This is a genomic window from Deltaproteobacteria bacterium HGW-Deltaproteobacteria-4, from assembly GCA_002841765.1.
Classification (GTDB): domain Bacteria; phylum Desulfobacterota; class Desulfuromonadia; order Desulfuromonadales; family UBA2197; genus UBA2197.
Map to the genome: position 1 here is coordinate 1 of PHAV01000021.1, position 21,917 is coordinate 21,917.

21 protein-coding genes and 1 pseudogene are annotated in these 21,917 nt (G+C 54.1%); all 22 read right to left on the reverse strand.

Features of this window, described 5'->3' with window-relative positions; translation table 11 throughout:
• Window positions 1-260: 260 nt before the first annotated feature.
• Window positions 261-578, reverse strand: a pseudogene (locus tag CVU69_12480) (hypothetical protein).
• A complete protein-coding gene (locus CVU69_12485) occupies window positions 575-793 on the reverse strand; it encodes an addiction module antitoxin RelB (GenBank protein PKN11402.1) in 219 nt (72 codons plus the stop codon). Before CVU69_12485 ends, CVU69_12480 begins: the two are co-directional and overlap by 4 nt.
• A 305-nt stretch (window positions 794-1,098) precedes the next feature.
• Complete coding sequence (locus CVU69_12490) at window positions 1,099-1,980, reverse strand: hypothetical protein (protein ID PKN11403.1); 882 nt, start codon at window positions 1,978-1,980, stop codon at window positions 1,099-1,101.
• A 48-nt stretch (window positions 1,981-2,028) separates the two neighbouring features.
• Window positions 2,029-2,823, reverse strand: coding sequence for a hypothetical protein (locus CVU69_12495; protein ID PKN11404.1), 795 nt, complete (start codon window positions 2,821-2,823; stop codon window positions 2,029-2,031).
• A gap of 4 nt (window positions 2,824-2,827) precedes the next feature.
• Window positions 2,828-3,247, reverse strand: coding sequence for a phenylacetic acid degradation protein (locus tag CVU69_12500; GenBank protein ID PKN11405.1), 420 nt, complete (start codon window positions 3,245-3,247; stop codon window positions 2,828-2,830).
• 162 nt (window positions 3,248-3,409) lie between these two features.
• On the reverse strand, window positions 3,410-4,855 hold the full coding sequence (locus CVU69_12505) for an Asp-tRNA(Asn)/Glu-tRNA(Gln) amidotransferase GatCAB subunit B (GenBank protein PKN11406.1): 1,446 nt from the start codon (window positions 4,853-4,855) through the stop codon (window positions 3,410-3,412).
• Between the two features lie 55 nt (window positions 4,856-4,910).
• A complete protein-coding gene (gene gatA / locus CVU69_12510; protein ID PKN11407.1) occupies window positions 4,911-6,368 on the reverse strand; it encodes an Asp-tRNA(Asn)/Glu-tRNA(Gln) amidotransferase GatCAB subunit A in 1,458 nt (485 codons plus the stop codon).
• 13 nt (window positions 6,369-6,381) lie between these two features.
• On the reverse strand, window positions 6,382-6,669 hold the full coding sequence (gene gatC, locus CVU69_12515; protein ID PKN11408.1) for an Asp-tRNA(Asn)/Glu-tRNA(Gln) amidotransferase GatCAB subunit C: 288 nt from the start codon (window positions 6,667-6,669) through the stop codon (window positions 6,382-6,384).
• A gap of 127 nt (window positions 6,670-6,796) precedes the next feature.
• A complete protein-coding gene (locus tag CVU69_12520; GenBank protein PKN11409.1) occupies window positions 6,797-8,257 on the reverse strand; it encodes an NADH-quinone oxidoreductase subunit N in 1,461 nt (486 codons plus the stop codon).
• Window positions 8,258-8,300: 43 nt separating this feature from the next.
• Window positions 8,301-9,893 (reverse strand): NADH-quinone oxidoreductase subunit M, encoded by a 1,593-nt coding sequence (locus CVU69_12525; GenBank protein PKN11410.1) that lies wholly within the window; start codon window positions 9,891-9,893, stop codon window positions 8,301-8,303.
• Window positions 9,894-9,938: 45 nt separating this feature from the next.
• Window positions 9,939-11,903, reverse strand: a complete 1,965-nt coding sequence (locus tag CVU69_12530) for an NADH-quinone oxidoreductase subunit L (GenBank protein ID PKN11411.1) — start codon at window positions 11,901-11,903, stop codon at window positions 9,939-9,941.
• A 46-nt stretch (window positions 11,904-11,949) separates the two neighbouring features.
• Window positions 11,950-12,252 (reverse strand): NADH-quinone oxidoreductase subunit NuoK, encoded by a 303-nt coding sequence (locus CVU69_12535; GenBank protein ID PKN11412.1) that lies wholly within the window; start codon window positions 12,250-12,252, stop codon window positions 11,950-11,952.
• A gap of 26 nt (window positions 12,253-12,278) precedes the next feature.
• On the reverse strand, window positions 12,279-12,782 hold the full coding sequence (locus tag CVU69_12540; GenBank protein PKN11413.1) for an NADH-quinone oxidoreductase subunit J: 504 nt from the start codon (window positions 12,780-12,782) through the stop codon (window positions 12,279-12,281).
• A 17-nt stretch (window positions 12,783-12,799) separates the two neighbouring features.
• Entirely contained in the window at window positions 12,800-13,195 is a 396-nt protein-coding gene (locus tag CVU69_12545; GenBank protein ID PKN11414.1) for an NADH-quinone oxidoreductase subunit I, read from the reverse strand.
• A gap of 32 nt (window positions 13,196-13,227) precedes the next feature.
• Entirely contained in the window at window positions 13,228-14,274 is a 1,047-nt protein-coding gene (locus CVU69_12550) for an NADH-quinone oxidoreductase subunit NuoH (GenBank protein ID PKN11415.1), read from the reverse strand.
• A gap of 48 nt (window positions 14,275-14,322) precedes the next feature.
• Window positions 14,323-16,776: an NADH dehydrogenase (quinone) subunit G gene (gene nuoG / locus CVU69_12555; GenBank protein PKN11416.1), complete on the reverse strand. Its 2,454-nt coding sequence runs from the start codon at window positions 16,774-16,776 to the stop codon at window positions 14,323-14,325.
• Window positions 16,777-16,806: 30 nt separating this feature from the next.
• Window positions 16,807-18,585, reverse strand: a complete 1,779-nt coding sequence (locus tag CVU69_12560) for an NADH-quinone oxidoreductase subunit NuoF (protein PKN11417.1) — start codon at window positions 18,583-18,585, stop codon at window positions 16,807-16,809.
• 49 nt (window positions 18,586-18,634) lie between these two features.
• Complete coding sequence (locus CVU69_12565) at window positions 18,635-19,135, reverse strand: NADH-quinone oxidoreductase subunit NuoE (GenBank protein PKN11418.1); 501 nt, start codon at window positions 19,133-19,135, stop codon at window positions 18,635-18,637.
• A gap of 24 nt (window positions 19,136-19,159) precedes the next feature.
• Window positions 19,160-20,338, reverse strand: a complete 1,179-nt coding sequence (locus CVU69_12570) for an NADH-quinone oxidoreductase subunit D (GenBank protein ID PKN11419.1) — start codon at window positions 20,336-20,338, stop codon at window positions 19,160-19,162.
• Window positions 20,339-20,379: 41 nt separating this feature from the next.
• Window positions 20,380-20,865: an NADH-quinone oxidoreductase subunit C gene (locus CVU69_12575; GenBank protein ID PKN11420.1), complete on the reverse strand. Its 486-nt coding sequence runs from the start codon at window positions 20,863-20,865 to the stop codon at window positions 20,380-20,382.
• Window positions 20,866-20,907: 42 nt separating this feature from the next.
• Window positions 20,908-21,414, reverse strand: a complete 507-nt coding sequence (locus CVU69_12580; GenBank protein ID PKN11421.1) for an NADH-quinone oxidoreductase subunit B — start codon at window positions 21,412-21,414, stop codon at window positions 20,908-20,910.
• Window positions 21,405-21,761: an NADH-quinone oxidoreductase subunit A gene (locus tag CVU69_12585; GenBank protein PKN11422.1), complete on the reverse strand. Its 357-nt coding sequence runs from the start codon at window positions 21,759-21,761 to the stop codon at window positions 21,405-21,407. The genes CVU69_12580 and CVU69_12585 overlap by 10 nt, the downstream gene beginning before the upstream one ends.
• Between the last annotated feature and the right edge of the window lie 156 nt (window positions 21,762-21,917).

The following is a 21,917-nucleotide window of genomic DNA, read 5'->3' on the forward strand; positions in this document are numbered from 1 at the left end:
CTGGAAATCGGCACTCAATCAGTTTACGATCATCTTCGGCGACAGGATGCCGACTTATTAACCGACAAACCCATTTACACAAAATCCTTTACAGGCCCTCTGCTGATCAAGGCGGCGTTAGCGCTACTTGCATCCTGGTTGTAAACATGCACCCTCACTCTCAACCTGCCCGCTAAAAGCAATTATGAAGGCTGAATTATGAATTACGAAATAGGATAGAGAATCTAGGACGTTAGAGCTTAATACTCATAATTCCTCCTTCATGATTCGTCATTTACATCATTGTCCCTTAGCCTTTTCCTGATCCATGCCGGACTCCGGCGACAATCGAGCACAGCATAGACAATCACCGTCTCGCCTTCCCGGAGATAGTAGATGGCAAAGGGGAAGCGTTTTGATAGCAATCGGTAATAGTCATCTGCTACAACCAGATGAATGCCACCAAAAAACTATAACGAATCGATGTCGGAATAGAGCGTATCGATGAAGTAACTGCCGAGGCCGCCAGCCTGAGCTTCATAGAATCGGAAACCGCTTGCCAAATCCTCTTGAGCTTCAGCAAGAATGCGAACGTTCATTTCAATGACTCACGGATCTTCACCTTGGCGACTTCCCAGTCGTCGATCCGGGATTTGCCTTCCTTCACAGCGGCTGCCCGTTCGGCAAGTACCTCACGATGCCATTCCGGGACGGCAACGTCCTGCACATGGTGACAGAGGTCATCCCACAGAGTCTCCATCGTTTCAAGCTTATCGGCAAGGCTCATTTCGTCGAGCTTCAGAGCTACACCCATGATTAGACTCCTTTCTTCCGGCGACATGACCGCCGCCTCTCAACCTGCCCACTAAAAATAATTTTGACGGTTGAAGGATGAATTATGAAATAGAACTCCCTGCCCCATACCACATTACAAGGTGTCATTTTGTACCGTATTCACGACAGGAAGGCAATGATCAGAATCCAGAACTCGCTTTCTGCCTGACGTTGCGCCGTTGCGCCGTCGCGTGAAACCGCTCTTGATCCTTCAGGCACCAAATCGCCTCACGCAACGCCGCCCCAAAAGTAGGCGCTTCTAAGCGACGACGCAACGTAAACACCTCAAGCCATCTTCTTCCGTCTCTTCCCCGCCTTCAAATCAAAGTCCACCTGCTCAGGCACATTCCCCGCCGCCGGCGGCAAAAAGTGCTCTCCACTCACCACACTCTTGCCAGTCTTCCCCTCCAACTCTACCCGCGCTTTTCGAGCAATGCCGCCGCCGGCTTTACCGGCCATCTTGTTTTCAGCCAGGCCGGTGGCGACCATCGTTTCGGCGATCTGGCGGGTGGAGAGCTCGGCCAGAGCGGTAAAGATCAACTCCGCCTCGCTCATGTGATCACGCAGATTCTCACTCTTCAGACTCTTGAGCGCCTTGTGTTCCTTGACCCCGACACCAGCCCATTCCCGATGAATGAGATTGGTGAGGATGGCAAACTCCGACTCCTTGCTGATCTCATGTTCTTTCCAGTAATCGGTCAGCTTGTTGCGGGTCTCCTGCCCCATCATCCGTTGCTGGATCCACTTTTCGCTGCGCCCGTGCTGCTGCCAGTACTCGCGGGCCCGGTCGAGAGATCGCGCCGGATCGCCCATATCCTGCATCCGCTCGTAACCGACCTTGGCCAACCAGAGCTTGATCGGCTCGGCCTTGGGACTGGGAACAGACTGGATCAGCCGCAGTAGGGTTTCGGCAGTGGCAACATCAGTGAGGTACTTCTTCCCGTCGGCAGCTTCCAGTTTCAGTCGGTGACAATTTGTCACCGACTCGCTTCCCTCCTTGCCGATCCGTTCCTTCAGTTTGTTCCAGTACTTTCGAGCTGCCTGAAAGTCGGGCTGCTGAAGCAGAGCCTGAATAATATCCACGACCGAGAAATACCAGATTTCCGCTTTCTCGTCGTAAATCCTGCGAATTTTGTACTCTTCAAAAATTGCCAACTTGTTGATCATAGTTCCCCCTTGCGGCGAGCTTTAAAGAACAAAGACGTCTCCCTGCAGCTATTGCTTATAACTGTTTTTGTAGTAGCGGAGATTGTGCAAACGGTTTTCCTGGACATAGCGCTCAAGTTCAGCTTCCGTGACGATCCCGCGATCGAGGAAGAACCTTCCCAGCGGCACACCATAACGGCGCTGCCGGCCCAACAGCACCAGGCAGCGGTAATCATTGAGAAAGCCGAGGCGAACCGCAGCCTGGCCGAAAGGCTCATTCAGGCATTTTTTCTTCAGGATTTCGCGGATATCCCGGTGCGTGAGGTAGTCGAGATCGAGAGCAATCTCCCCGAGGCGCGGACGATGGCGATATTGCCAGGCGATTGCCTTGATCAAGGTCTCCCAGGAGATGAGCCGCCGGCAGAAGAGATATTCTCCCAGCCGCAGGGATCGCCTGGGGAGGGAGTTGCCGATATAGAAGAACTCCTTCCCGCTATTCTTCTGCGCCGGCGCTTCTCTATGGCTGAAACCGTTCCTGGTCTCCCTGGCGGGAGTTTCGGGCTGACGGGCCCTGACCGGTCGCGGCACGGATTTGACCCGCAGGATAAAGTATTTGTCCTGAAATTCTGACTTGAGGATGCCGTAGGCGTGATTGATCTGCTTGAACTTCTCTTCGAGGGTCCGACGATTCTCGCCGAGGAGCTCGGAGCGGTCGGGATGGAGAAGCAGCGCCTTCTTCCGGTACTCCTTTTTGATATCGACCATGCCGAGGCGATAGAAAGAGGGGCCGGAGGCTTTAAAGGTCATATCCGCAAAGAGCAGCTGAATGGCCTGCTGCAGTTCGGCCGGCATGGGCTCAGTCATGGTGTTATCCCTGAGGAGCGTCCTGGCTGATGATCGGTGTCTTCTTCAGGTAGACCATCCCCTGAAAGAGGGCGACGAGATCGCCGCTATCGTCGGTGACGTTGACGGTGTAGGTGGCAAGTTTGGGATTGCGGCTTTGTTCTTCGGCTTCGGCGTAGAGGGTGCCGCTGATGGCGGCCTTGACAAAGGAGACGCTGGTGTTGATCCCCATCGCCATCGGGCCGTAGGAATTGGAGGCAACGGCAAAGACAAAATCGGCGAGGGTAAAGATGGCGCCGCCATGCACGGTGTTGGCGCCGTTGAAGTGGTGCGGAGCAATCGCCATCCGGGCCCGCGCCATCCCCGGCTCGATCTCAAGGAGTTCGATGCCGACGTGGCGGGCAAAGTGGTCGTGTTCGTCAAAGAAGGCCTTGATCTTATGCATACGTCTTAGCTCCTGTAAAAGCGCCTCACGCAACGCCGCTACGTCGCAACGAGAATCCTGAAATCTGAGAGCTTATGATTCATGCCTGCCATTAGACCGTTGGCTTTTTGCCCTTCGTTGCGCCGTTGCGTCGTCGCGTGAAACTACCCTTGCTTCTATTGACTATTCAGCCAGCTTCTTTTTGAGGAGTTCGTTGACCGCGGCGGGATTCGCCTGCCCTTTGCTCGCTTTCATCACCTGTCCGACGAAGAAACCGAAGATCTTTTCGTTGCCGCCTTTGTAATCGGCGACCTGGGCGGGATTCGCGGCAATGATCGTTGCGATAAAGCCTTCGATGGCGCCGCTGTCCGAGACCTGGCGCAGGCCTTCGCTGTCGATGATGGTGTCGGCTTCTGTCCCGCTCTCCCACATCTTCTCGAAGACGATCTTCGCCTGTTTGCCGGAGATGGTGCCATCGTCGATGCGCTGGAGCATACCGACGAGGAGGGCCGGCGTCACTTTGCAGGCGGTGATGCTGATCCCTGCGTTGTTGAGATTGCGGCTGAGATCGCCGAGGATCCAGTTGGCCGCCGCCTTGGGCTGGGCGCCGGCAGCGACGCAGGCGTCGAAGTAACGGGCGATCTCCTGTTCGGCAATGAGGATTTCGGCATCGCGCGCCGGAAGGCCGAGCTCGCTCACGAAACGCTCCATCTTGGCGATCGGCAGTTCGGGGAGGGCAGCACGCACTTCTTCGACCCGCTCGCGGGAGATCTGTATGGGGACGAGGTCGGGATCGGGGAAGTAGCGGTAGTCGTGCGCCTCCTCCTTGCCGCGCATGGAGCGGGTGGTGCCGCTCTCGGCGTCGTAAAGGCGGGTCTCCTGCACCACCCGGCCACCGTCTTCGATGAGCTCGGCCTGGCGCTCGACCTCGTATTCGATCGCCTGCTTGATAAAGCGGAAGGAGTTGATGTTCTTGATCTCGGCGCGGGTGCCGTACTCCGGCTGTCCCCAGGGACGGATCGAGACGTTGGCGTCGCAACGGAAGGAGCCCTCTTCGAGGTTGCCGTCACAGACGCCGAGATAGATGACGATCTGGCGCAGTTGCTTGAGGTAGGCGATGGCTTCGTCGGCACTGCGCATGTCCGGCTCGGAGACGACTTCGAGGAGGGGCGTGCAGGCGCGATTGAGATCGACGTAGCTGTCGCGCCCGGTTGCCGCCCCTTCGCCGTGCAGGAGCTTGCCGGCATCTTCTTCCATGTGGATACGGGTGATGCCGAGACGCTTGCTCCCCTTTTCCGTCTCGATATCGAGCCAGCCGCCGATGCAGATCGGCTCTTCAAACTGGGAGATCTGGTACCCCTTGGGGAGGTCGGGGTAGAAGTAGTTCTTGCGGGCAAAGATCGAGCGTTCGGCTATAGTGCAATTGGTCGCCAGCCCGGCCATGATCGCGAATTCGACAACCTTCTCGTTCAGGACCGGCAGGGCGCCGGGGAGGCCGAGGCAGACCGGACAGGTCTGGGTATTCGGTTCACTGCCGAAACGAGTCGAGCAGCCGCAGAAGATCTTGGTCTGGGTCTGGAGCTGGACATGGACTTCCAGTCCGATGACGACTTCATATTTGGATGACATGGGAAGAATCCTTTTCATTGCAGGGGCAAATGACTGGGCGACTCACGAGTCGCCCCTACAAAATCGCCTGACGCTGGTGCCACTCGGTCGCCTGTTCATAGGCATAGGCGGCCTGGAGCAGGGTCGCTTCGGCAAAGGGCCGACCGATCAGCTGCAGGCCGATCGGCAGTCCGCCGGCCGAGAACCCGCAGGGGAGGCTAAGGGCGCAGGTCCCGGCAAGGTTGACCGGGATGGTGAAGATATCCGAGAGATACATCTGCAGCGGGTCGGCGGTCTTTTCGCCGAGGCGAAAAGCCGGAGTCGGCGCCACCGGCGACAGGAGAACATCAACCTGATCGAAAGCGTCGATGATGTCTTTGCGGATCAGAGTGCGGGCCTTCTGCGCCTTGAGGTAATACGCGTCATAATAGCCGGCAGAGAGGGCGTAGGTGCCGAGCATGATGCGACGCTTGACCTCGGCGCCGAAACCGGCGGCACGACTGCGGCAGTAAAGGGCGTTGAGCCCCTCCCCTTCATCGACGCGCAATCCAAAACGGATCCCGTCGTAGCGGGCGAGATTGCTCGACGCCTCGGCGGTGGCGATCAGGTAGTAACAGGCGACTGCATACTCGGTATGCGGCAGTGAGATCTCGACGAACTCGGCGCCGAGTCCGGCAAGGACGCGTTGCGCCTCCTCCAGTGCCGCCTTGACCTCGGGATCGAGTCCGGCACCGAAATACTCGCGGGGGAGGCCGATGCGCAACCCCTTGACGCCCGTCTCAAGACTGGCGAGATAGTCGGGGACCGGGGTATTAACCGAGGTCGAATCAAGGGGATCATAGCCGGCAATCGCCTGGGTCAGGATCGCGCAGTCGCGCACGTCGCGGGTCAGCGGCCCGACCTGGTCGAGGGAGGAGGCATAAGCGATGACGCCGTAGCGGGAGACGCGGCCGTAGGTCGGCTTGAGGCCGACGACGCCGCAATGCGCGGCCGGCTGACGGATCGAGCCACCGGTGTCGGTACCGAGGGCAGCCACAGCGGTACGGGCGGCGACGCAGGCAGCAGAGCCGCCGGAGGAACCGCCGGTGACATAGTCACGGTTCCAGGGATTGCGCACCACGCCAAATGCGCTGTTTTCATTGGAGCTCCCCATGGCGAACTCATCCATATTGACCTTGCCGAGGAGAACGGCGCCGCTGTCGTAGAGACGCTGTACCGCTGTCCCGTCGTAAGGAGGAAGGTAATCCGTAAGAATCTTCGAAGCGCAGGTGGTGCGGATCCCCTTGGTCACGAAGATATCCTTCAGCGCCAGCGGGATGCCGGTCAGGGGCCGGGCGGCGCCGCCCGCCAGTTCGCGATCCGCAGCGAGGGCGGCGGTACGGGCCGTTTCAGCAGCAACGGTGATGTAGGCGTTGATCTCACCGTCAACATCGTCGATCCGGGCGAGATAAGCGTCGCACAGCTCCGAGGCACTGATTTTGCCGCTGCGCAACAGAGTCTGCAGTTGAGAAATACTGTAATCGATTAATGGCATAGGTTTCATCCGTTCACTCAATAACTTTCGGCACCCGGAAGGTGCCGTCTGCACTCTTCGGCGCCGCCGCCATAACCGCATCCCGCTCCAGTGAGGGGCGCAGCTGGTCAGCGCGGAAAGCGTTCGCCATCGGCACGGCATGGGCGGTCGGGACAATCCCGTCGGTATCGAGATTGGCGAGGGTCGCGACATATGCGAGCATGGCATCCATATCCGCAGCCATGCGCTCGATATCAGGGTCTGAGAGGGTCAGTTTCGCCAGTTTGGCGACCTTTTTCACCTCATCCGCAGTGATCTTCATAGAGTCTCTCCTTTAAGCAGCAGGGCATTAAATAACATGCAGGGATGATGCTGACAAGAGTTGTGCGATAAAAAAAGCCCCTGAACTGGGCGTCAGGGGCTTGATGGAACATTGAATCCGTTAACTTTTAGAAAAGCGCGTTCTTCGCCAGAGCAATAACACCGCCCGGCAGGATTCCCATGTAGAGGACACCGGCCACGGCGATTACGATGGAGGCGACGACCGGAGCCGACATCTTGACCCACTCGAACTCTTCGGTCGGGGCCTTGAAGTACATGGCGACCATGATCCGCAGGTAGTAATAAAGGGAGACCGCGGAGTTAAGGACACCGATGACCGCCAGCCAGATATAACCGGCCTTGACCGCGCCGGCAAAGATATAAAACTTACCGGCAAAACCGGCCGTCGGCGGAATCCCCATCAGCGAGAAGAGGAAGATAACCATGGCGATCGCCAGCCACGGACGCTTGTAGCCAAAACCGGCAAAGCCGTCGAGGGTCAGATTCTCTTCACCCTTTTTACCGACCAGAACCAGGACAGCAAAGGCGCCGAGATTCATGAAGGTGTAGGCGAGCATGTAAAAGAGGATGCCCGAGACACCGATCTCATTGGCTGCGACGATCCCGACCAGTGCATAACCGGCATGCGCAATCGACGAATAAGCGAGGGTTCGCTTGATGTCGGTCTGATAGATGGCAATAACGTTACCGACGACCATGGTCAGAACAGCAATGATCCAGAGGAGGGATGTCCACTCTGCTTTCATGCCGCCAAGGCCGAGGATGAGGATACGGATGAAACCGGCAAAGGCAGCCGCTTTCGGACCGGCACTCATGAACGCGGTGATCGGGGTCGGCGCTCCCTGATAGGTATCCGGGGTCCACATGTGGAAGGGAGCCGCGGCAATTTTGAAGAGGAAGCCGGTGGAGAGGAGGAGGAGACCGGCCACTGCCATCGGATTGGTGATCGCACCCGGGTTGGCAGAGATAAACTCGCCCATACGTGCCAGATCGATCGTGCCGGTCACGCCATAAAGGAGGGCAATTCCGTACAGGAGGAAACCGGTAGAGAATGCGCCGAGCAGGAAGTACTTGAGGCCTGCTTCATTTGACTTGAGCTGACCGCGGAAAAAACCGGCAAGGACATAAAGGGAGACCGAAAGAACCTCTAATCCGAGGAAGATCATCATCAGGTTGGTCCCTGAGGCCATCCACATCGAACCGGCGGTTGCAAAGAGGATCAGCGTGTAGAACTCGCCAACCGGGTAGCCTTCCCGCTTGAGATAATCATCCGACATCAGGATTGTCAAACCGGCGGCAACCAGGAAGATGATATTGAAGAAGGTAGCATAATTGTCGAGAGCCACCCCGCCGGCAAAGCCGAATTCGGGTTTATTCCAGGCCGCTATAGAGACAAAGCCGGTAACAACGATAGCAACGAGGCTGAACCATGCCGCCGGAGTTGATTTGCCGCGGGGCATGAAAGCATTCATCAGCAATAGAACCATGCCGAAAGAACAGAGGACGAGCGAAGGGAGTATCGCATCGAAATTCACGTTCTGCATGGCGATTTGGACCAGATTTTCCATGAAAGAGCTCCTCCGGAGTCGATAAATTCCAGATCAGTAAATGTTACTGGTGACCCTGCGGCGGCATACCAGGATGTGTTAAGCGCGGATTACCGAGAGAATGTCCACCTGTACTGGCCGGGATAACCATGGCCACCTGCTGGCTCTTGACCTGCTTGATCAGATTCTCCAGAGCCGGATTCATTTTGTCAAAGAAGGTGTTGGGATAAACGCCGATCCAGAAGACAAAGACCAGCAGCGGCACCATCAGGGTAATCTCTCTAGCGGAGAGATCTTTCAAATCGGCGTTCTTCGGATTGTTGCACTCACCGAACATAACGCGCTGATACATCCAGAGCATGTAAACTGCTGCAAAGATGACCCCGGTGGTGGCGACAACTGCGTACCAGCGGAGCTCACTTTCAAAGGCGCCAAGGATCGCAAGAAATTCACCGACAAAACCATTCGTCCCGGGCAGGCCGATTGAGGAGAAGGTCATAATCATGAAGATCGTCGCAAAGATCGGCATCTTCTTGGCCAGACCGCCGAATTCGTTGATCTCACGGGTATGGCGACGCTCATATAGGAAGCCGACGATAAGGAAGAGTGCACCGGTCGAGATACCGTGATTGATCATCTGCAGCATGCCGCCCGCCATCCCTTGCAGGTTCATGGCGAAGACACCGAGCATGACAAAACCGAGATGCGAGACGGACGAGTAGGCGACGAGTTTCTTGACATCGTCCTGCATCATCGCCACCAAGGCACCGTAGATGATGCCAATCACGGCCAGGGTCGCGAGGAGGGGCGTGAAGGTCTGCATCGCCTCAGGGAAGAGGGGGATAGCAAAGCGGACATATCCGTAGGTACCCATCTTCAGCAGAACGGCGGCGAGGATGACCGAACCGGCGGTCGGAGCTTCGGTATGCGCATCCGGCAACCAGGTATGTAAGGGGAACATCGGTACTTTAATGGCGAAGCTGAAGGCAAAGGCGAGGAAGAGCCAGGTCTGGAGATTGCCCGGTATGCCGAGTTTGTAGAATTCGACGATCGAGAAGCCGTCCGTGGCAATACCGGTCTTTACCCCGTAGTAATAAACATAGATGATGGCGACCAGCATGAGCAGGGAGCCGACGGCCGTGTAGAGGAAGAATTTCACCGCTGCATAGATACGGTTTTTTCCACCCCAGATACCGATGAGGAAGTACATCGGAATCAGCATCAATTCCCAGAAGATGTAGAAAAGGAAGAGATCGATGGAGACGAAGGCGCCTAGCATCGCGGTTTCAAGCAGCAGGAGCATTGCCATGAAACCCTTGACGTTCTTGTCGACCGCATGCCAGGTCGAGAGAACGGCGATCGGCATGATGAAGGTTGTCAGCATCACCAGCCAGAGGCTGATGCCATCGACGCCAACGTTGTAATTCATCTGGAAGAAATCGCCGATGCTGATCCACTTGCTGAATTCAGTGTAGTGCATCGCCGCCGAGGTCTTGAAGACATCGTCAAATGCGAGTGGCAGACTGATCATGAAGGTAATGATTGTCACCACCAAGGTCCAGACCTTGAGGGCATTCTCTTTCGCACCCGGCATGAAAAGCAGGATGGCGAGTCCTACAAGCGGGAAGAAAGTCATCCAACTGAGAAGATTTTGCATGGGGTATCAGCTCCTTGGTTCTCTATCGAAAGCTGCCAGACGCAACTATTTAAAGACGTAATACGCGATGATGACAAAGACACCGATGACCATGGTCATCGCATAACTGGCGATCAGTCCGGACTGGGTATAACGCATACCCCGGGCACAGGCTTCGACCGTCGCTGCGACACCGTTAACCACACCGTCAACCACCTTGACATCAAAGCCTTTCCACAGGAAGGTGCCGAGTTTTTTGGTCGGATTGACGAAGAGCGCATCATAAATTTCGTCGACATACCATTTGTTGAAGACGGCGCGATGCAGGCCCGGGAACTTCGCAACAAACTTTCCGGGGAGATCCGGACGTTTGTTGTACATGTAAAGGGCTATGCCGATACCGATGGACGCAACAACGACGGAAAGGAACATCAGGCCATACTCAGTCGCGTGACTACCGTGAGCTGAAAGGTTGAAGGTCTCCTGGGCATGGCCGAAGACCGGCTCAAGGAAGTGTTCCAGGTGATTCGAACCACCAAGAATCTTGGGTACACCGACAAAACCACCAAACGCAGCCAGACCGGCTAGGATGATCAGCGGTACAGTTATCGTCCAGGGGGACTCGGGAATGTGATCTTTTGCCTTGGGATTGGCACGACACTCACCCCAGAAGGTCATGGAGACAAGACGGAACATATAGAATGCTGTCATCATCGCTGCCGCCGTGGCTGTCAACCAAAGGAGCCAGTGGCCGCGAGTCGAACCGAAGGCCCACCAGAGGATCTCATCCTTGGAGAAGAATCCGGCAAAGAAGGGGATACCGGAAATAGCGATGGTCGAGATGAGGAAGGTCCAGTAGGTGATCTTCATCTTCTTGGAAAGGCCGCCCATATTCCGCATGTCCTGGGGATCATCATGACTGTGAGCATGGTGCAGACCATGATGCATACCGTGAATGACCGAACCGGAGCCAAGGAAGAGGCAGGCTTTGAAGAAGGCGTGGGTCATCAGGTGGAAGATACCGGCGGTAAAGGCACCGACCCCCATCGCCAGGAACATGAAACCGAGCTGGGAAACAGTTGAGTAAGCAAGGACTCGCTTGATATCGTTCTGGGCAAAACCGATGCTGGCTGCAAAGATCGCGGTTGCCGCTCCGACCATCGCCACAATCAGCATGGTTGTCGGCGACATGGCAAAGAGGATGTTCATGCGGCCGATCATGTAGACGCCGGCGGTGACCATCGTCGCGGCATGGATGAGGGCGGAGACCGGTGTCGGGCCTTCCATCGCATCCGGCAGCCAAGTATAAAGTGGAATCTGCGCCGACTTGCCGGTGGCACCGAGGAAGAAGCAAAGGGTAACGATTGTCACTACCGTACTGCCGGCACCAAGGAGATGGGCATTGGCGGCGATTTCGGTAAATTTCACCGTCCAGACCCCGTGGGAACCGAGGGTCCAGAAGAGGATGCCGAGACCGACGAGGAAGCCGAAGTCACCAACCCGGTTGACAACAAAGGCCTTCTTGGCGGCGTCACCGGCGCTCTTCTTGTGGAAGTAGTAACCGATCAGCAGATAGGAACAGAGGCCGACCCCTTCCCAGCCGATAAACATCACTAATGCATTGTTGCCAAGAACCAGCATCAGCATGCAGAAGCAGAACAGGTTGAGGTAGGAAAAGAAGCGATAAAAGCCTTCTTCGCCATGCATGTAACCGATGGAGTAAAGATGGATCAGTGTCCCGACCCCGGTGACGACCATGATCATCAAAGCCGAAAGGGGATCAAGAAGGAAACCCCATTCAACCTGCAGATGGCCGACCGACATCCACGAGCCAAGGATCTGTTCGTGAACCTTGACCGGATCGTTCAGCAAGCTGAAGAAGCAGCCTGCCGAGACCACAAAGGAAAGACCGATCATGGCTGTCGCAAAACCGCCAATCACCGCTTCGTTCTTGATCTTTTTGCCGAACAGTCCGTTGATGATGGAACCCACCAGCGGAAAGAACGGTATGAGCCAGAGATAGTCGTACATCTAAAACTCCTTCGAGCGCAAAGTCCCTAAATGCAGCGGGTCGCGGTTACCATTTCAACGTGTTAGCATCATCGATATCGAGGCTCTCACGATTACGGAAGAATGTAATCATCAGCGCAAGCCCGACAGCTGCTTCAGCCGCAGCGACGGCCATGACAAAGAAAACAAAGATCTGGCCATCCATATTACCAAGATGACGGGACAGAGCAATAAAGGTCAGGTTCACGGCATTGAGCATGAGCTCGACACACATGAAGACAACGATTGCATTTTTTCTGGTCAGGACGCCAAAGACGCCGAGGGAAAAAAGGATGGCACTTAACACCAGAAAATAGTTAACAGATATCATGGTCTCTCTCCTGTTGCCCTTCGACTTTAGACTTCGCGCTTTGCCAGCACAACTGCGCCGACGATCGCAACTAAAAGCAGAATAGAAGTCACTTCAAACGGTAGTAGGAATTCAGTAAAGAGCGATCTGGCGAGAAGCTCGGTATGACCAAATTCGCGAAGGGCACTCTCTGTCATTGGCCCGTCAATATTTGCAACTTCGCCGCGATTCAGCATGTAGAGAGCCTGAATACCGATCAACACTGCCATCAGGGCGCCACCGGCAACAGCATGGGAGCTTTTGACGACATCAACCGTGCCGATATTAAGCAGCATGATGACGAATATGATCAGAACCATGATCGCCCCGGCATAAACAATCAGCTGAATTGCCGCCATAAACGGGGCATCGAGCATCACGTAGCAGGTCGCCAGGCAAAAGAAGGTATTCACCAAAGCAATGGCGCTGTTCACCGGATTTTTACAGGTAACGACGAAGATGCCGGAACCAACCGCGACAAACGCTACAAAGAGAAAAAAGAGGATCTCCATCGGTAGTGCTCCTATCGTTACTTGAGCAGGCGCTCTTTGGTGAATTCAAAATCTTCGCGCTTGTAGTTGGCAAGCTCGTAATTTCCGGTCATTTCAATTGCCTCAACCGGGCAGGCTTCTACGCAGTAACCGCAAAAGATGCAACGCAGCAGATCAATTTTGTAGACCTTCGGATATTTCTCACCTTTTTCATTTTCCGCCGTCTCGACAGTGATGCACTTGGCCGGGCAGACTGTCGGGCAGAGGTAGCAGCCGACGCATTTTTCCCGGTCGTGCTGCAACACAAGGCGGTGCAGACCACGAAAACGTTCAGAGGGCTGCAACTTCTGCGCGGGATACTCAACCGTCGTTGTGTATTTCGGCGCCATATGTTTGAAGGTGATCCACAGACCTTGCGCAAATTCTTTGAACATGGGTCAATCCTCGTTCTCTAGGTTGGATACTGCTACAGCAGAATGAAGAAGCCGGTTACAACGATATTCAACAATGCCAGCGGGATAAAAATCTTCCACCCGAGATACATCAACTGGTCATAGCGGACACGTGGCCAGGTGGCGCGAATCCACATAAAGAACATCATGAAGCCGACGACCTTGATGAGAATGTTGACTACGCCCCAGAATGGACCGTCCCAGCCACCGAGGAAAAGAGTCGAAATGACCGCGGAGAGAACGATCATGTTCGCGTATTCCGCCATGAAGAACAGTGCATACTTCATTGAGGAATATTCCGTTGCAAAACCGGAAACAAGTTCAGTCTCTGCTTCGGGAAGGTCGAAAGGCGTCCGGTTGATTTCGGCAAGGGAGCAGATCACAAAAATACCGAAAGCAAGGGGTTGCGAGAAGATGTACCAGTTATGAATCCAGGAAGGGAGCGAGGTAATCCCCCAGAGCGGTCCCTGTTGTGCAGCGACAAGACCGCGCATGCTCAGAGTGCCGGAGAGCATGAAGATCGCAACAATTACCATCCCGGCAGCAAGTTCGTAGGAAATGACCTGGGCGGTGGAGCGAATGCCGCCGAGGAGCGCATACTTGCTGTTTGAACTCCAGCCGGCAAGGACGACACCGTAAACACCGAGTCCAGCCATCGCCAGGATGAAGAGGATACCGACATTCAGGTCAGCTATCTGCATCGGGACAATGTAGCCGAGGAGGGTGATATCCGGACCGAAGGGGATGATTGCAACTGTCACCAGGGCAGGGACAACCATCATCATCGGCGCAAGAACAAAAGAGAACTTGCTCGCTTGTGACGGAATAATGTCTTCCTTGAAGAAGAGTTTAAGACCATCCGCGATCGGCTGGAGCAGACCAAACCACCCGGTCATCGTCGGACCGAGACGGGTCTGCATATGCCCGATTAATTTACGCTCAAGCCAGGTAGCGTAAGCAATCATCAGCATCACCACGCCGAAGACAGCCAGAATCTTTACCAGCATGACTGCGACGAACATTCCGGGTGCATTTGACAGGCTCAACAGTTCAGGTGTCATGTCTATCCTCTTCCTTCGCTGTACTTTAGGGTATACGCAGCAATAACTTTATTTACTGACTTGCACCGGCGTGACCGCGGCGCCGTGCCAGATACGATTGAGGCCGGCAGAAGCAAAGTGATAAGGGGCAAAGAGGACTCCCCTGGGGAGGCGTTGTCCGATTTTCACTTTTATCCTTATTTCTGATCCATTGCCTTTAAGAGTGACGATTTCTCCCTCTTTAACCTGCAAGGCAGCAGCATCTTCACGACCAAACTCGAGGTACGCTTCATGTTCAACGGCATTAGGACCGCTGGCATGAGTCGAGAGTGTACCGTTGTGATAAAGGGCGCTACCGGTCACTAACACTAAGCCGTCAACAGGAGATTGTCCTTGAACCGCTTGGACTTTACGGCGGGGGAGCGAAAGAATCTCACCGCCCCAGACCGTCCCCTGAGGACCAATCCCCGCAAAATCGATCCCGTTATAGAGGTCTATTGCCGCGAATATCGCTTCAGTTCCAGCATAAGCAATCTTGCCGCCCAAACGGGAATCAAGTTGAGCAAAGATCGCTCCATCCGTCTGCGATTCGCCTGGCGAGGAGACTCCGGGACGAACCCGCTGAATGCGGCGCTCAGCATTGGTAAAGGTTCCGTCCTTCTCAGCATAACTAGTGGCGGGGAGGACAACGTGCGCCAGCTCGGCGGTTGGTGACAGGAAGATATCCTGAACAACAAGGAAGGATAACTCCTTGAGAGTCGCTTCGAGAGCACTTCGATTTGGGTAGACACTCAGCGGATCTTCAGCAATCACATAAAGCGCATCCACCTGTCCGGTAAGCATTGCGCTCGAACCGAGGGCACCGGAGCCGGGGAGAATCCCGAGATCGATGGCACCCTGACTGTTGGCTTTTTCGCCGCAAAGGTAAAGACCGCTTCCTTCCCGGCCGGCAATCCCGGTCAGCAGTGCGAGATTTGCTGCAGCGATGGCAGTTTCGCGACTCTGGGCGGCATAAGGAAGGCCATAAGCAAGAAGTATCGCTGCACGTTTTGCTGTAACCATCCGCCTGGCAGCAGCACGGATCAGTTCGGCATCAACACCGGTCTGCGCCTCTACGGCTTCCGGGCTATAGGCAGCCAATGCCGTCTTCAGCTCGGCAATGCCCTCTACCCCTTCTGTCACCGCAATATTTTCATCGAGGAGGACAAAGGCCATAGCATTAAGGATATTCACCTCGGTCCCCGGTTTGGTCAGCAGTGTTTTGGCACCGGGAAGCTTGGTAAACTTTCCTTTTTTATCAGAGATAACAAAGAGGCTTGCTTCGCGACGCTTGACAGCCTGATTGACAACCATGCCGAAGACCGGGTGGGTCTCATAAAAATCCGAACGGATACACAGGACCGCTTCAGCTTCCTCAACCTGCGGATAGGTGCCGGTCGAAGCTGTCACCCCGAGAGTTGCAAAGAGACCTTCGGTCACCCCCTTGTAGCATTCACCGCCGGAGTGGTCGATATTTTCGGTGCCGAGAGTTTTGGCAAGATTTTTCAGCAGGAAGAATTCTTCATTAGTGAGGCGGGCACCGGCGAGAATACCAATCCCCTTACCCGTTTGCGCTTTCTGCAGACCGGTGGCGACAGCCGCCAGTGCTTCCTCCCACGAGGCAGGAACGAGTTTACCGTTCTTGCGCACTAACGGCTGGGTCAAACGATCCTTGCTGTTAATAAAAGAGTAACCAAAACGGCCACGGACACAAAGGTTACCGTCGTTAACACCGTTTTTATCGTTAAAGCGGATGGTTTCAACTTTGTCCTTGAGGACGCCAAAGGTAACCGTGCAGCCGTTCCCGCAATAACCGCAGACAGAATCAACTTCTTTTAACTGCCAGGGACGGGCCTTGAACTTGAAGGGGCGGGGCAAAATGGCGCCGACCGGACACATTGACACACACTGGCCGCAGAATTCACAGTTCAGTCCGCGATCGAAAGCCGTAGCGATCTTGGTCTCGAAGCCGCGATTAATGAAGGAGTAGGAACCGTAGCCGACAATTTCATCACAGACGCGCACACATTTACCGCACAGGACGCAGCGGTTCATGTTGCGTTCGATCAACGGATTGACTTCATCTTTCGGAAGATCAAATTTGACCCCCTCAAAACGGTTGCTGCTACAATCGAATTCGTAGGCAAGATCCTGCAGATCACATTCGCCAGCCTTGTCACAGACAGGACAATCAAGGACGTGGTTAACCAGAAGGAATTCAAGGACCGTTTTGCGAACTTTATTAATTTCATCGGAAGTGGAACGGACAACCATACCCTCAGTCACCGGCGTTGTACAGGAGGGGATCAGACGTCCCTTCATCTGCTCAACTTCAACCAGACAAACACGACAGGCCCCATAAGGGAGGAGCTTTTTTGCATAACAGAGTACCGGTATCTCTACACCGGCCTGTTTCGCTGCCTCATAGATGGTCGCGGTCCGGGGAACCGTAATCTGTTTACCGTCAATCGTAAGAGTTACCATTATCGACCTCGTATCCTCTACTGGTAAGCGCTACTCAATAGCCATGAACGGACAGGCATCGTAACAGGTTGTGCACCGTGTGCATTTATCAAGATCGATCACTGCCAGCTGCCCTTTTTCCCAGGTGATGGCATCCACCGGGCAGGCTCTTTTACACATACCGCACTTTTTACAGTTATCCATGACCGAAAATTTGAGCAACGGCTTACAGACATGGGACGGGCAGTATTTGTCTTTAATATGCGCTTCATACTCATCACGGAAATAACGGATGGTCGACATAACCGGATTCGGGGCGGTCTGTCCGAGACCACAGAGTGAACTCTTCTTGATATCGACGGCCATATCGAGCAGCAGCTCAATATCCCCTTCACGCCCTTCTCCGGCGCAGATCCGCTCAAGGATTTCGAGCATGATCTTCAGACCAATCCGACAGGGAATACACTTGCCACAAGATTCAACACGGGTAAAGTTCAGGAAGAAGCGCGCGACGTCGACCATGCAAGTCGTTTCGTCCATAACCACCAGACCGCCGGACCCCATCATCGCTCCGGCCTTGATCAGTGAGTCATAATCGACCTGCGCTTCCAGGGCATCAGCAGGGAGACAGCCACCAGAAGGACCACCGGCCTGTACTGCTTTGAACTTGCGGTTCTTATCGATACCACCGCAAACGTCGTAGATAACCTCGCGCACAGTCGTTCCCGCGGGGACCTCGACAAGACCGGTATGTTTTACCTTTCCTGTCAAAGCAAAGATTTTGGTCCCCTTGGTCCCTTCGGTTCCGATCGAGGCATACCATTCTGCACTGTTATAAAAGATGTAGGAAATGTTGGCGAATGTTTCAACGTTGTTAATGTTGGTCGGTTTCCCCCACAAGCCGCGCACGGCTGGGAATGGAGGGCGGGGACGGGACATACCGCGCTGACCTTCGATGGAGGCCATCAATGCCGTCTCTTCACCGCAGACAAAGGCACCGGCGCCGGCCTTGATCTTCAGATCAAACTTAAAGCCAAGCCCCATGCAGTCTTTACCGAGAATTCCCTTTTCATAGCAGGTGTCGATCGCTTTTTGCAGCCGCTTGATTGCCAGGGGATATTCGGCACGGACATAAACGTAACCGTATGTACAACCGATGGCATAAGCACCGATCATCATCCCTTCGATCAAACCGTACGGGTCGCCTTCGAGGACCGAACGATCCATAAAGGCCCCGGGATCGCCCTCGTCCGCATTACAGATGAGATATTTCAGGTTACCGGGAGTCGCCTTGCAGAAAGACCATTTCATTCCGGTCGGGAAACCGCCGCCCCCACGACCACGAAGTCCAGATTTCTTGACCTCCTCGATAACTTCTTCCGGTTTCATCGTCACTGCTTTACGTATACCGTTAAAGCCTTGATGCTCAATAAAATCGTCAAAACTTTCGGCATCGATCGTCCCGCAACGGGAGAAGACAATGCGCTGCTGCTTGGCAAGAAAATCCGTATAGTACTTACCGGCGACCTTCTTTACAACCGGGTTGCCGGCAAGGATATGTTCCTCAACCAATTGCGGCACCATGTCGGAGGTCACAAAATCATAGGTCACCGCTCCCTGCCCAGGGATGACGATATCGACCAGGACGTCGTTGGCACAAAGGCCACGACAGCCGGTACGTTTGACATCACAACGCTTGCCAACTTTGGCTTCAACGCCATGCTTTGCGAATTCGGCCTCAAAGGCCGCAGCGACTTCGAGGGAACCGGAAGCGATCCCGCCGGTTCCGGTACAGATTTGTACTTGAATTTGTTCTGAAGGTGCGGCCATCTCGTCTATCTCCGCTACAGGTTTGGGTAGTGGTTCGTTCCCGTCGTGCCTAGTCATTCGCCAGGTATTTATCGATGACTTCGTTCATCTTCTGCACATTCAGGCTGCCATAAGTGGCATCATTGACCATGATGACCGGAGCCATGCCGCATGCACCGATGCAGGCCACGTACTCGGCGGTGAACTTGAGATCTGCTGTCGTCTCGGCGTGGCCGATCCCGAGTCGCTCGGTGACAACATCTCCAATACGGTTGGCGCCCCTGACATGGCAAGCAGTCCCTTTGCAGACGCGAATAATATATTTACCGCGCGGCTCCAGGTGAAACTGAGCATAAAATGTCAGAACCCCGTAAATCTGGCTGGGATAAACATTAAGGCGCTCGGCAACGAGATCGACACACGGTTCGGGAATGTAGCCGTAATGCTCTTGAATCGCCTGTAAAACCGGCATTAAAGCACCCTGCATAAACTCGTAGTGATCGAGAATTTCATTCGCACCAGCGAGATCTATTTCTAGTTCCTGCTCTTGTTGTTCCGCAACATTACTCATAAGAGCCCTCTTTAACGCCGGGATTTAGCGGTCAATTTCACCAAGGACGATATCGAGTGTTCCGATAATCGCAACAACGTCAGCAATCAAGCGTCCCTGCACCATCTGCGGCAAGGCCTGAAGATTGACAAAGGAAGCCGGGCGGACCTTCATCCGATAGGGATTACTTGAACCGTCCGAGACAAGATAAAAACCGACCTCACCCTTTGGGTTTTCAACACCCTGATAAATTTCGCCGGCTTCAGGTTTCGGACCTTCACTGATGATCTTGAACTGATGGATCAGGCCTTCGATGGTATTGACGACGTCTTTTTTCGGCGGGAGACAGATCTTCGGACAGTCAGCCATAATTGGTCCGGCTTGCAAGCGATCGAGCGCCTGGCGAATAATCTTGACCGATTCACGCATCTCATCAAGACGGACACGGTAACGCGCCCAGGTATCGCACCCCTGCTCTACACAGACCTTGAAGTCATAATTTTCATAGCCACTATAGGGATTGTCACGCCGCAAATCCCAATCGACACCGGAACCACGAAGAGACGGTCCACTCAAGCCGATATCAATGGCAGCCTCAGCATCGATGACACCGACACCCTGGATACGCTTCTGCCAAATTATATTGCCGGTGAGAAGACCTTCGTAGGTATCAATATGACCGGGCATAACATCGATGAAGTGGCGTACGTCTTTTTCAAAACCGTCCGGGAGGTCGGCAGAGAGTCCGCCGACACGAAAATAATTGGATGTCATACGGGCCCCGGAGAGCTTTTCGTACATATCCATGATCATTTCGCGTTCGCGAAAACAGTAGATAAAGACCGTCATAGCACCAATATCAAGGGCATGACAGGCAAGCCAGACGAGGTGGCTCTTCAGGCGGGTGATTTCCGCCATCATGACGCGAACCGTCTGTGCACGCTCCGGAATCATATCGGTAATACCGAAGAGCTTCTCGACCGCCAGCACATAACCAAGATTGTTATGCATCGGCGCCAGGTAATCGAGACGGTCAGTCAGGGGAAGCACCTGATGATATGTCCGGTTTTCAGAAAGTTTTTCTACACCGCGGTGCAAAAAACCGATATGTGGTGTTGCCTTGATAACAGTTTCGCCGTCAAGTTCAAGAATCAGCTGCAAAACTCCGTGTGTGGAGGGGTGCTGCGGACCCATGTTAACTGTCATGGTTTCGGTCGATGCCATCGCTTGCCTCTTCAGTCTAAATTAGATCTGCGGAAGATTGATCAGGAGAGCCCGCCCTGATAGAGCGCGCGGCCAGGACCCTGAACCGGATAATCTTTGCGTAACGGATGCCCTACCCAATCTGCGGGCATAAGAATACGACGGAGATCAGGATGATTATTAAAAGAAATACCCATCAAATCCCAGCACTCACGCTCATGCCAGTTTGCCGTCCCCCAGACTGATGTGACCGAATCGACCGTCGCATCTTTCTCGGCAACAGCAACCTTCAAGCGCAGACGCTCATGGGTCGTGATATTGTAAAGATTGTAGACAACCATGAACCGGTCATCCTTCTTGCCAAGATAGTCAACACCACAAAGATCGCACAAAAAGTTGAAACCTTCGCTTGTCTTCAGGTAAAGACAGATGGCAACGATCTGCTCTTTCTTGACGATGACCGTTGTTTCTCCACGGAACCCAAGAACTTCAAGTACCGAAGAAGAAAACTTTCCTTTTAAATTTTCGACAATAGCTTCTACGCTCATCTGCTTGTCCTTATCGTCACTAAAGTTGCCACAACGAACCGATCATGCGTCATTAATGACTTCGCCGATTCCGATGGCTGCACCAAAGGAGTTACGCTCGCGCATAATTTTCTCCTGCAACTTGATAAGCCCATACAACAGGCCTTCAGGGCGCGGCGGACATCCGGGGATATAAACATCGACCGGAAGATATTCATCAATACCCTGCACAACACTATAGGTGTCAAATACGCCACCGGAACAAGCACAGGCGCCCATGGCAACGACATACTTCGGCTCAGGCATCTGCTCATAGACAGTCAGGATAACCGGCAACATCTTCCTGGTAACTGTACCGGCAATAATTATGCAGTCCGCCTGCCGGGGAGATGCACGAAAAATAATCCCGAAACGGTCAAGATCGAAACGTGCAGCACCCGTCGACATCATCTCAATGGCACAACAGGCCAAACCAAAGGTCATCGGCCAAAGGGAACGGGATCTGGACCAGTTGACCACCTTGTCCAGAGAGGTCGTAATGACGTTATCGCCCAGCGTTTCTACTCCCATTCGAGCGCTCCTTTTCTCCAGACATAAGCATAACCGACTACAAGAATGGCAATAAAGACGCCCATCTCAGCAAAACCGAACATCCCCAACTCCCTGAAGACAACAGCCCAGGGATACATAAAGACCGTCTCAATATCAAAGACAATAAAGAGCATGGCAATAATATAAAACTTGATCGGGAAACGTTCACGAGCCGTACCGACCGGCGGCATACCGCACTCATACGGTGCCAACTTGACCGCGGACGGCTTCTTCATGCCGATGAGCCCCGAAAAGACCAGCGACCCCAGCGCAAAAGCCATAGAGATACCGAGCAACACTAGTATCGGTAGATAAGTATCCAACATGCGATCTTAGTCCTCCTGGATTATTTATATCGCAGCGGTCGTCAGCACGAGAACAAAACTCCGTGCTGACACCGCACCTCTGCCGGCGGCTTTGGCGGAGCAAAGTTAGGATAATTCATCCTTGAAGTCAAGGAAAAAATGCCATCCATCCAACCT

Bases quoted from the DNA above. Each gene is read 5' to 3' on its own strand.
- CVU69_12500 (PKN11405.1), bottom strand. From the start codon at position 3,247: ATGCATAAGATCAAGGCCTTCTTTGACGAACACGACCACTTTGCCCGC.
- CVU69_12525 (PKN11410.1), bottom strand. From the start codon at position 9,893: ATGCAAAATCTTCTCAGTTGGATGACTTTCTTCCCGCTTGTAGGACTC.
- CVU69_12580 (PKN11421.1), bottom strand. From the start codon at position 21,414: ATGGGAGTAGAAACGCTGGGCGATAACGTCATTACGACCTCTCTGGAC.
- CVU69_12530 (PKN11411.1), bottom strand. From the start codon at position 11,903: ATGTACGACTATCTCTGGCTCATACCGTTCTTTCCGCTGGTGGGTTCC.
- CVU69_12545 (PKN11414.1), bottom strand. From the start codon at position 13,195: ATGTTCAAAGAATTTGCGCAAGGTCTGTGGATCACCTTCAAACATATG.
- gatC (PKN11408.1), bottom strand. From the start codon at position 6,669: ATGAAGATCACTGCGGATGAGGTGAAAAAGGTCGCCAAACTGGCGAAA.
- nuoG (PKN11416.1), bottom strand. From the start codon at position 16,776: ATGGTAACTCTTACGATTGACGGTAAACAGATTACGGTTCCCCGGACC.
- CVU69_12495 (PKN11404.1), bottom strand. From the start codon at position 2,823: ATGACTGAGCCCATGCCGGCCGAACTGCAGCAGGCCATTCAGCTGCTC.
- CVU69_12550 (PKN11415.1), bottom strand. From the start codon at position 14,274: ATGACACCTGAACTGTTGAGCCTGTCAAATGCACCCGGAATGTTCGTC.
- CVU69_12505 (PKN11406.1), bottom strand. From the start codon at position 4,855: ATGTCATCCAAATATGAAGTCGTCATCGGACTGGAAGTCCATGTCCAG.
- CVU69_12490 (PKN11403.1), bottom strand. From the start codon at position 1,980: ATGATCAACAAGTTGGCAATTTTTGAAGAGTACAAAATTCGCAGGATT.
- CVU69_12485 (PKN11402.1), bottom strand. From the start codon at position 793: ATGGGTGTAGCTCTGAAGCTCGACGAAATGAGCCTTGCCGATAAGCTT.
- CVU69_12560 (PKN11417.1), bottom strand. From the start codon at position 18,585: ATGGCCGCACCTTCAGAACAAATTCAAGTACAAATCTGTACCGGAACC.
- CVU69_12535 (PKN11412.1), bottom strand. From the start codon at position 12,252: ATGATATCTGTTAACTATTTTCTGGTGTTAAGTGCCATCCTTTTTTCC.
- CVU69_12565 (PKN11418.1), bottom strand. From the start codon at position 19,135: ATGAGTAATGTTGCGGAACAACAAGAGCAGGAACTAGAAATAGATCTC.
- CVU69_12575 (PKN11420.1), bottom strand. From the start codon at position 20,865: ATGAGCGTAGAAGCTATTGTCGAAAATTTAAAAGGAAAGTTTTCTTCT.
- CVU69_12570 (PKN11419.1), bottom strand. From the start codon at position 20,338: ATGGCATCGACCGAAACCATGACAGTTAACATGGGTCCGCAGCACCCC.
- CVU69_12585 (PKN11422.1), bottom strand. From the start codon at position 21,761: ATGTTGGATACTTATCTACCGATACTAGTGTTGCTCGGTATCTCTATG.
- gatA (PKN11407.1), bottom strand. From the start codon at position 6,368: ATGCCATTAATCGATTACAGTATTTCTCAACTGCAGACTCTGTTGCGC.
- CVU69_12520 (PKN11409.1), bottom strand. From the start codon at position 8,257: ATGGAAAATCTGGTCCAAATCGCCATGCAGAACGTGAATTTCGATGCG.
- CVU69_12540 (PKN11413.1), bottom strand. From the start codon at position 12,782: ATGGAGATCCTCTTTTTTCTCTTTGTAGCGTTTGTCGCGGTTGGTTCC.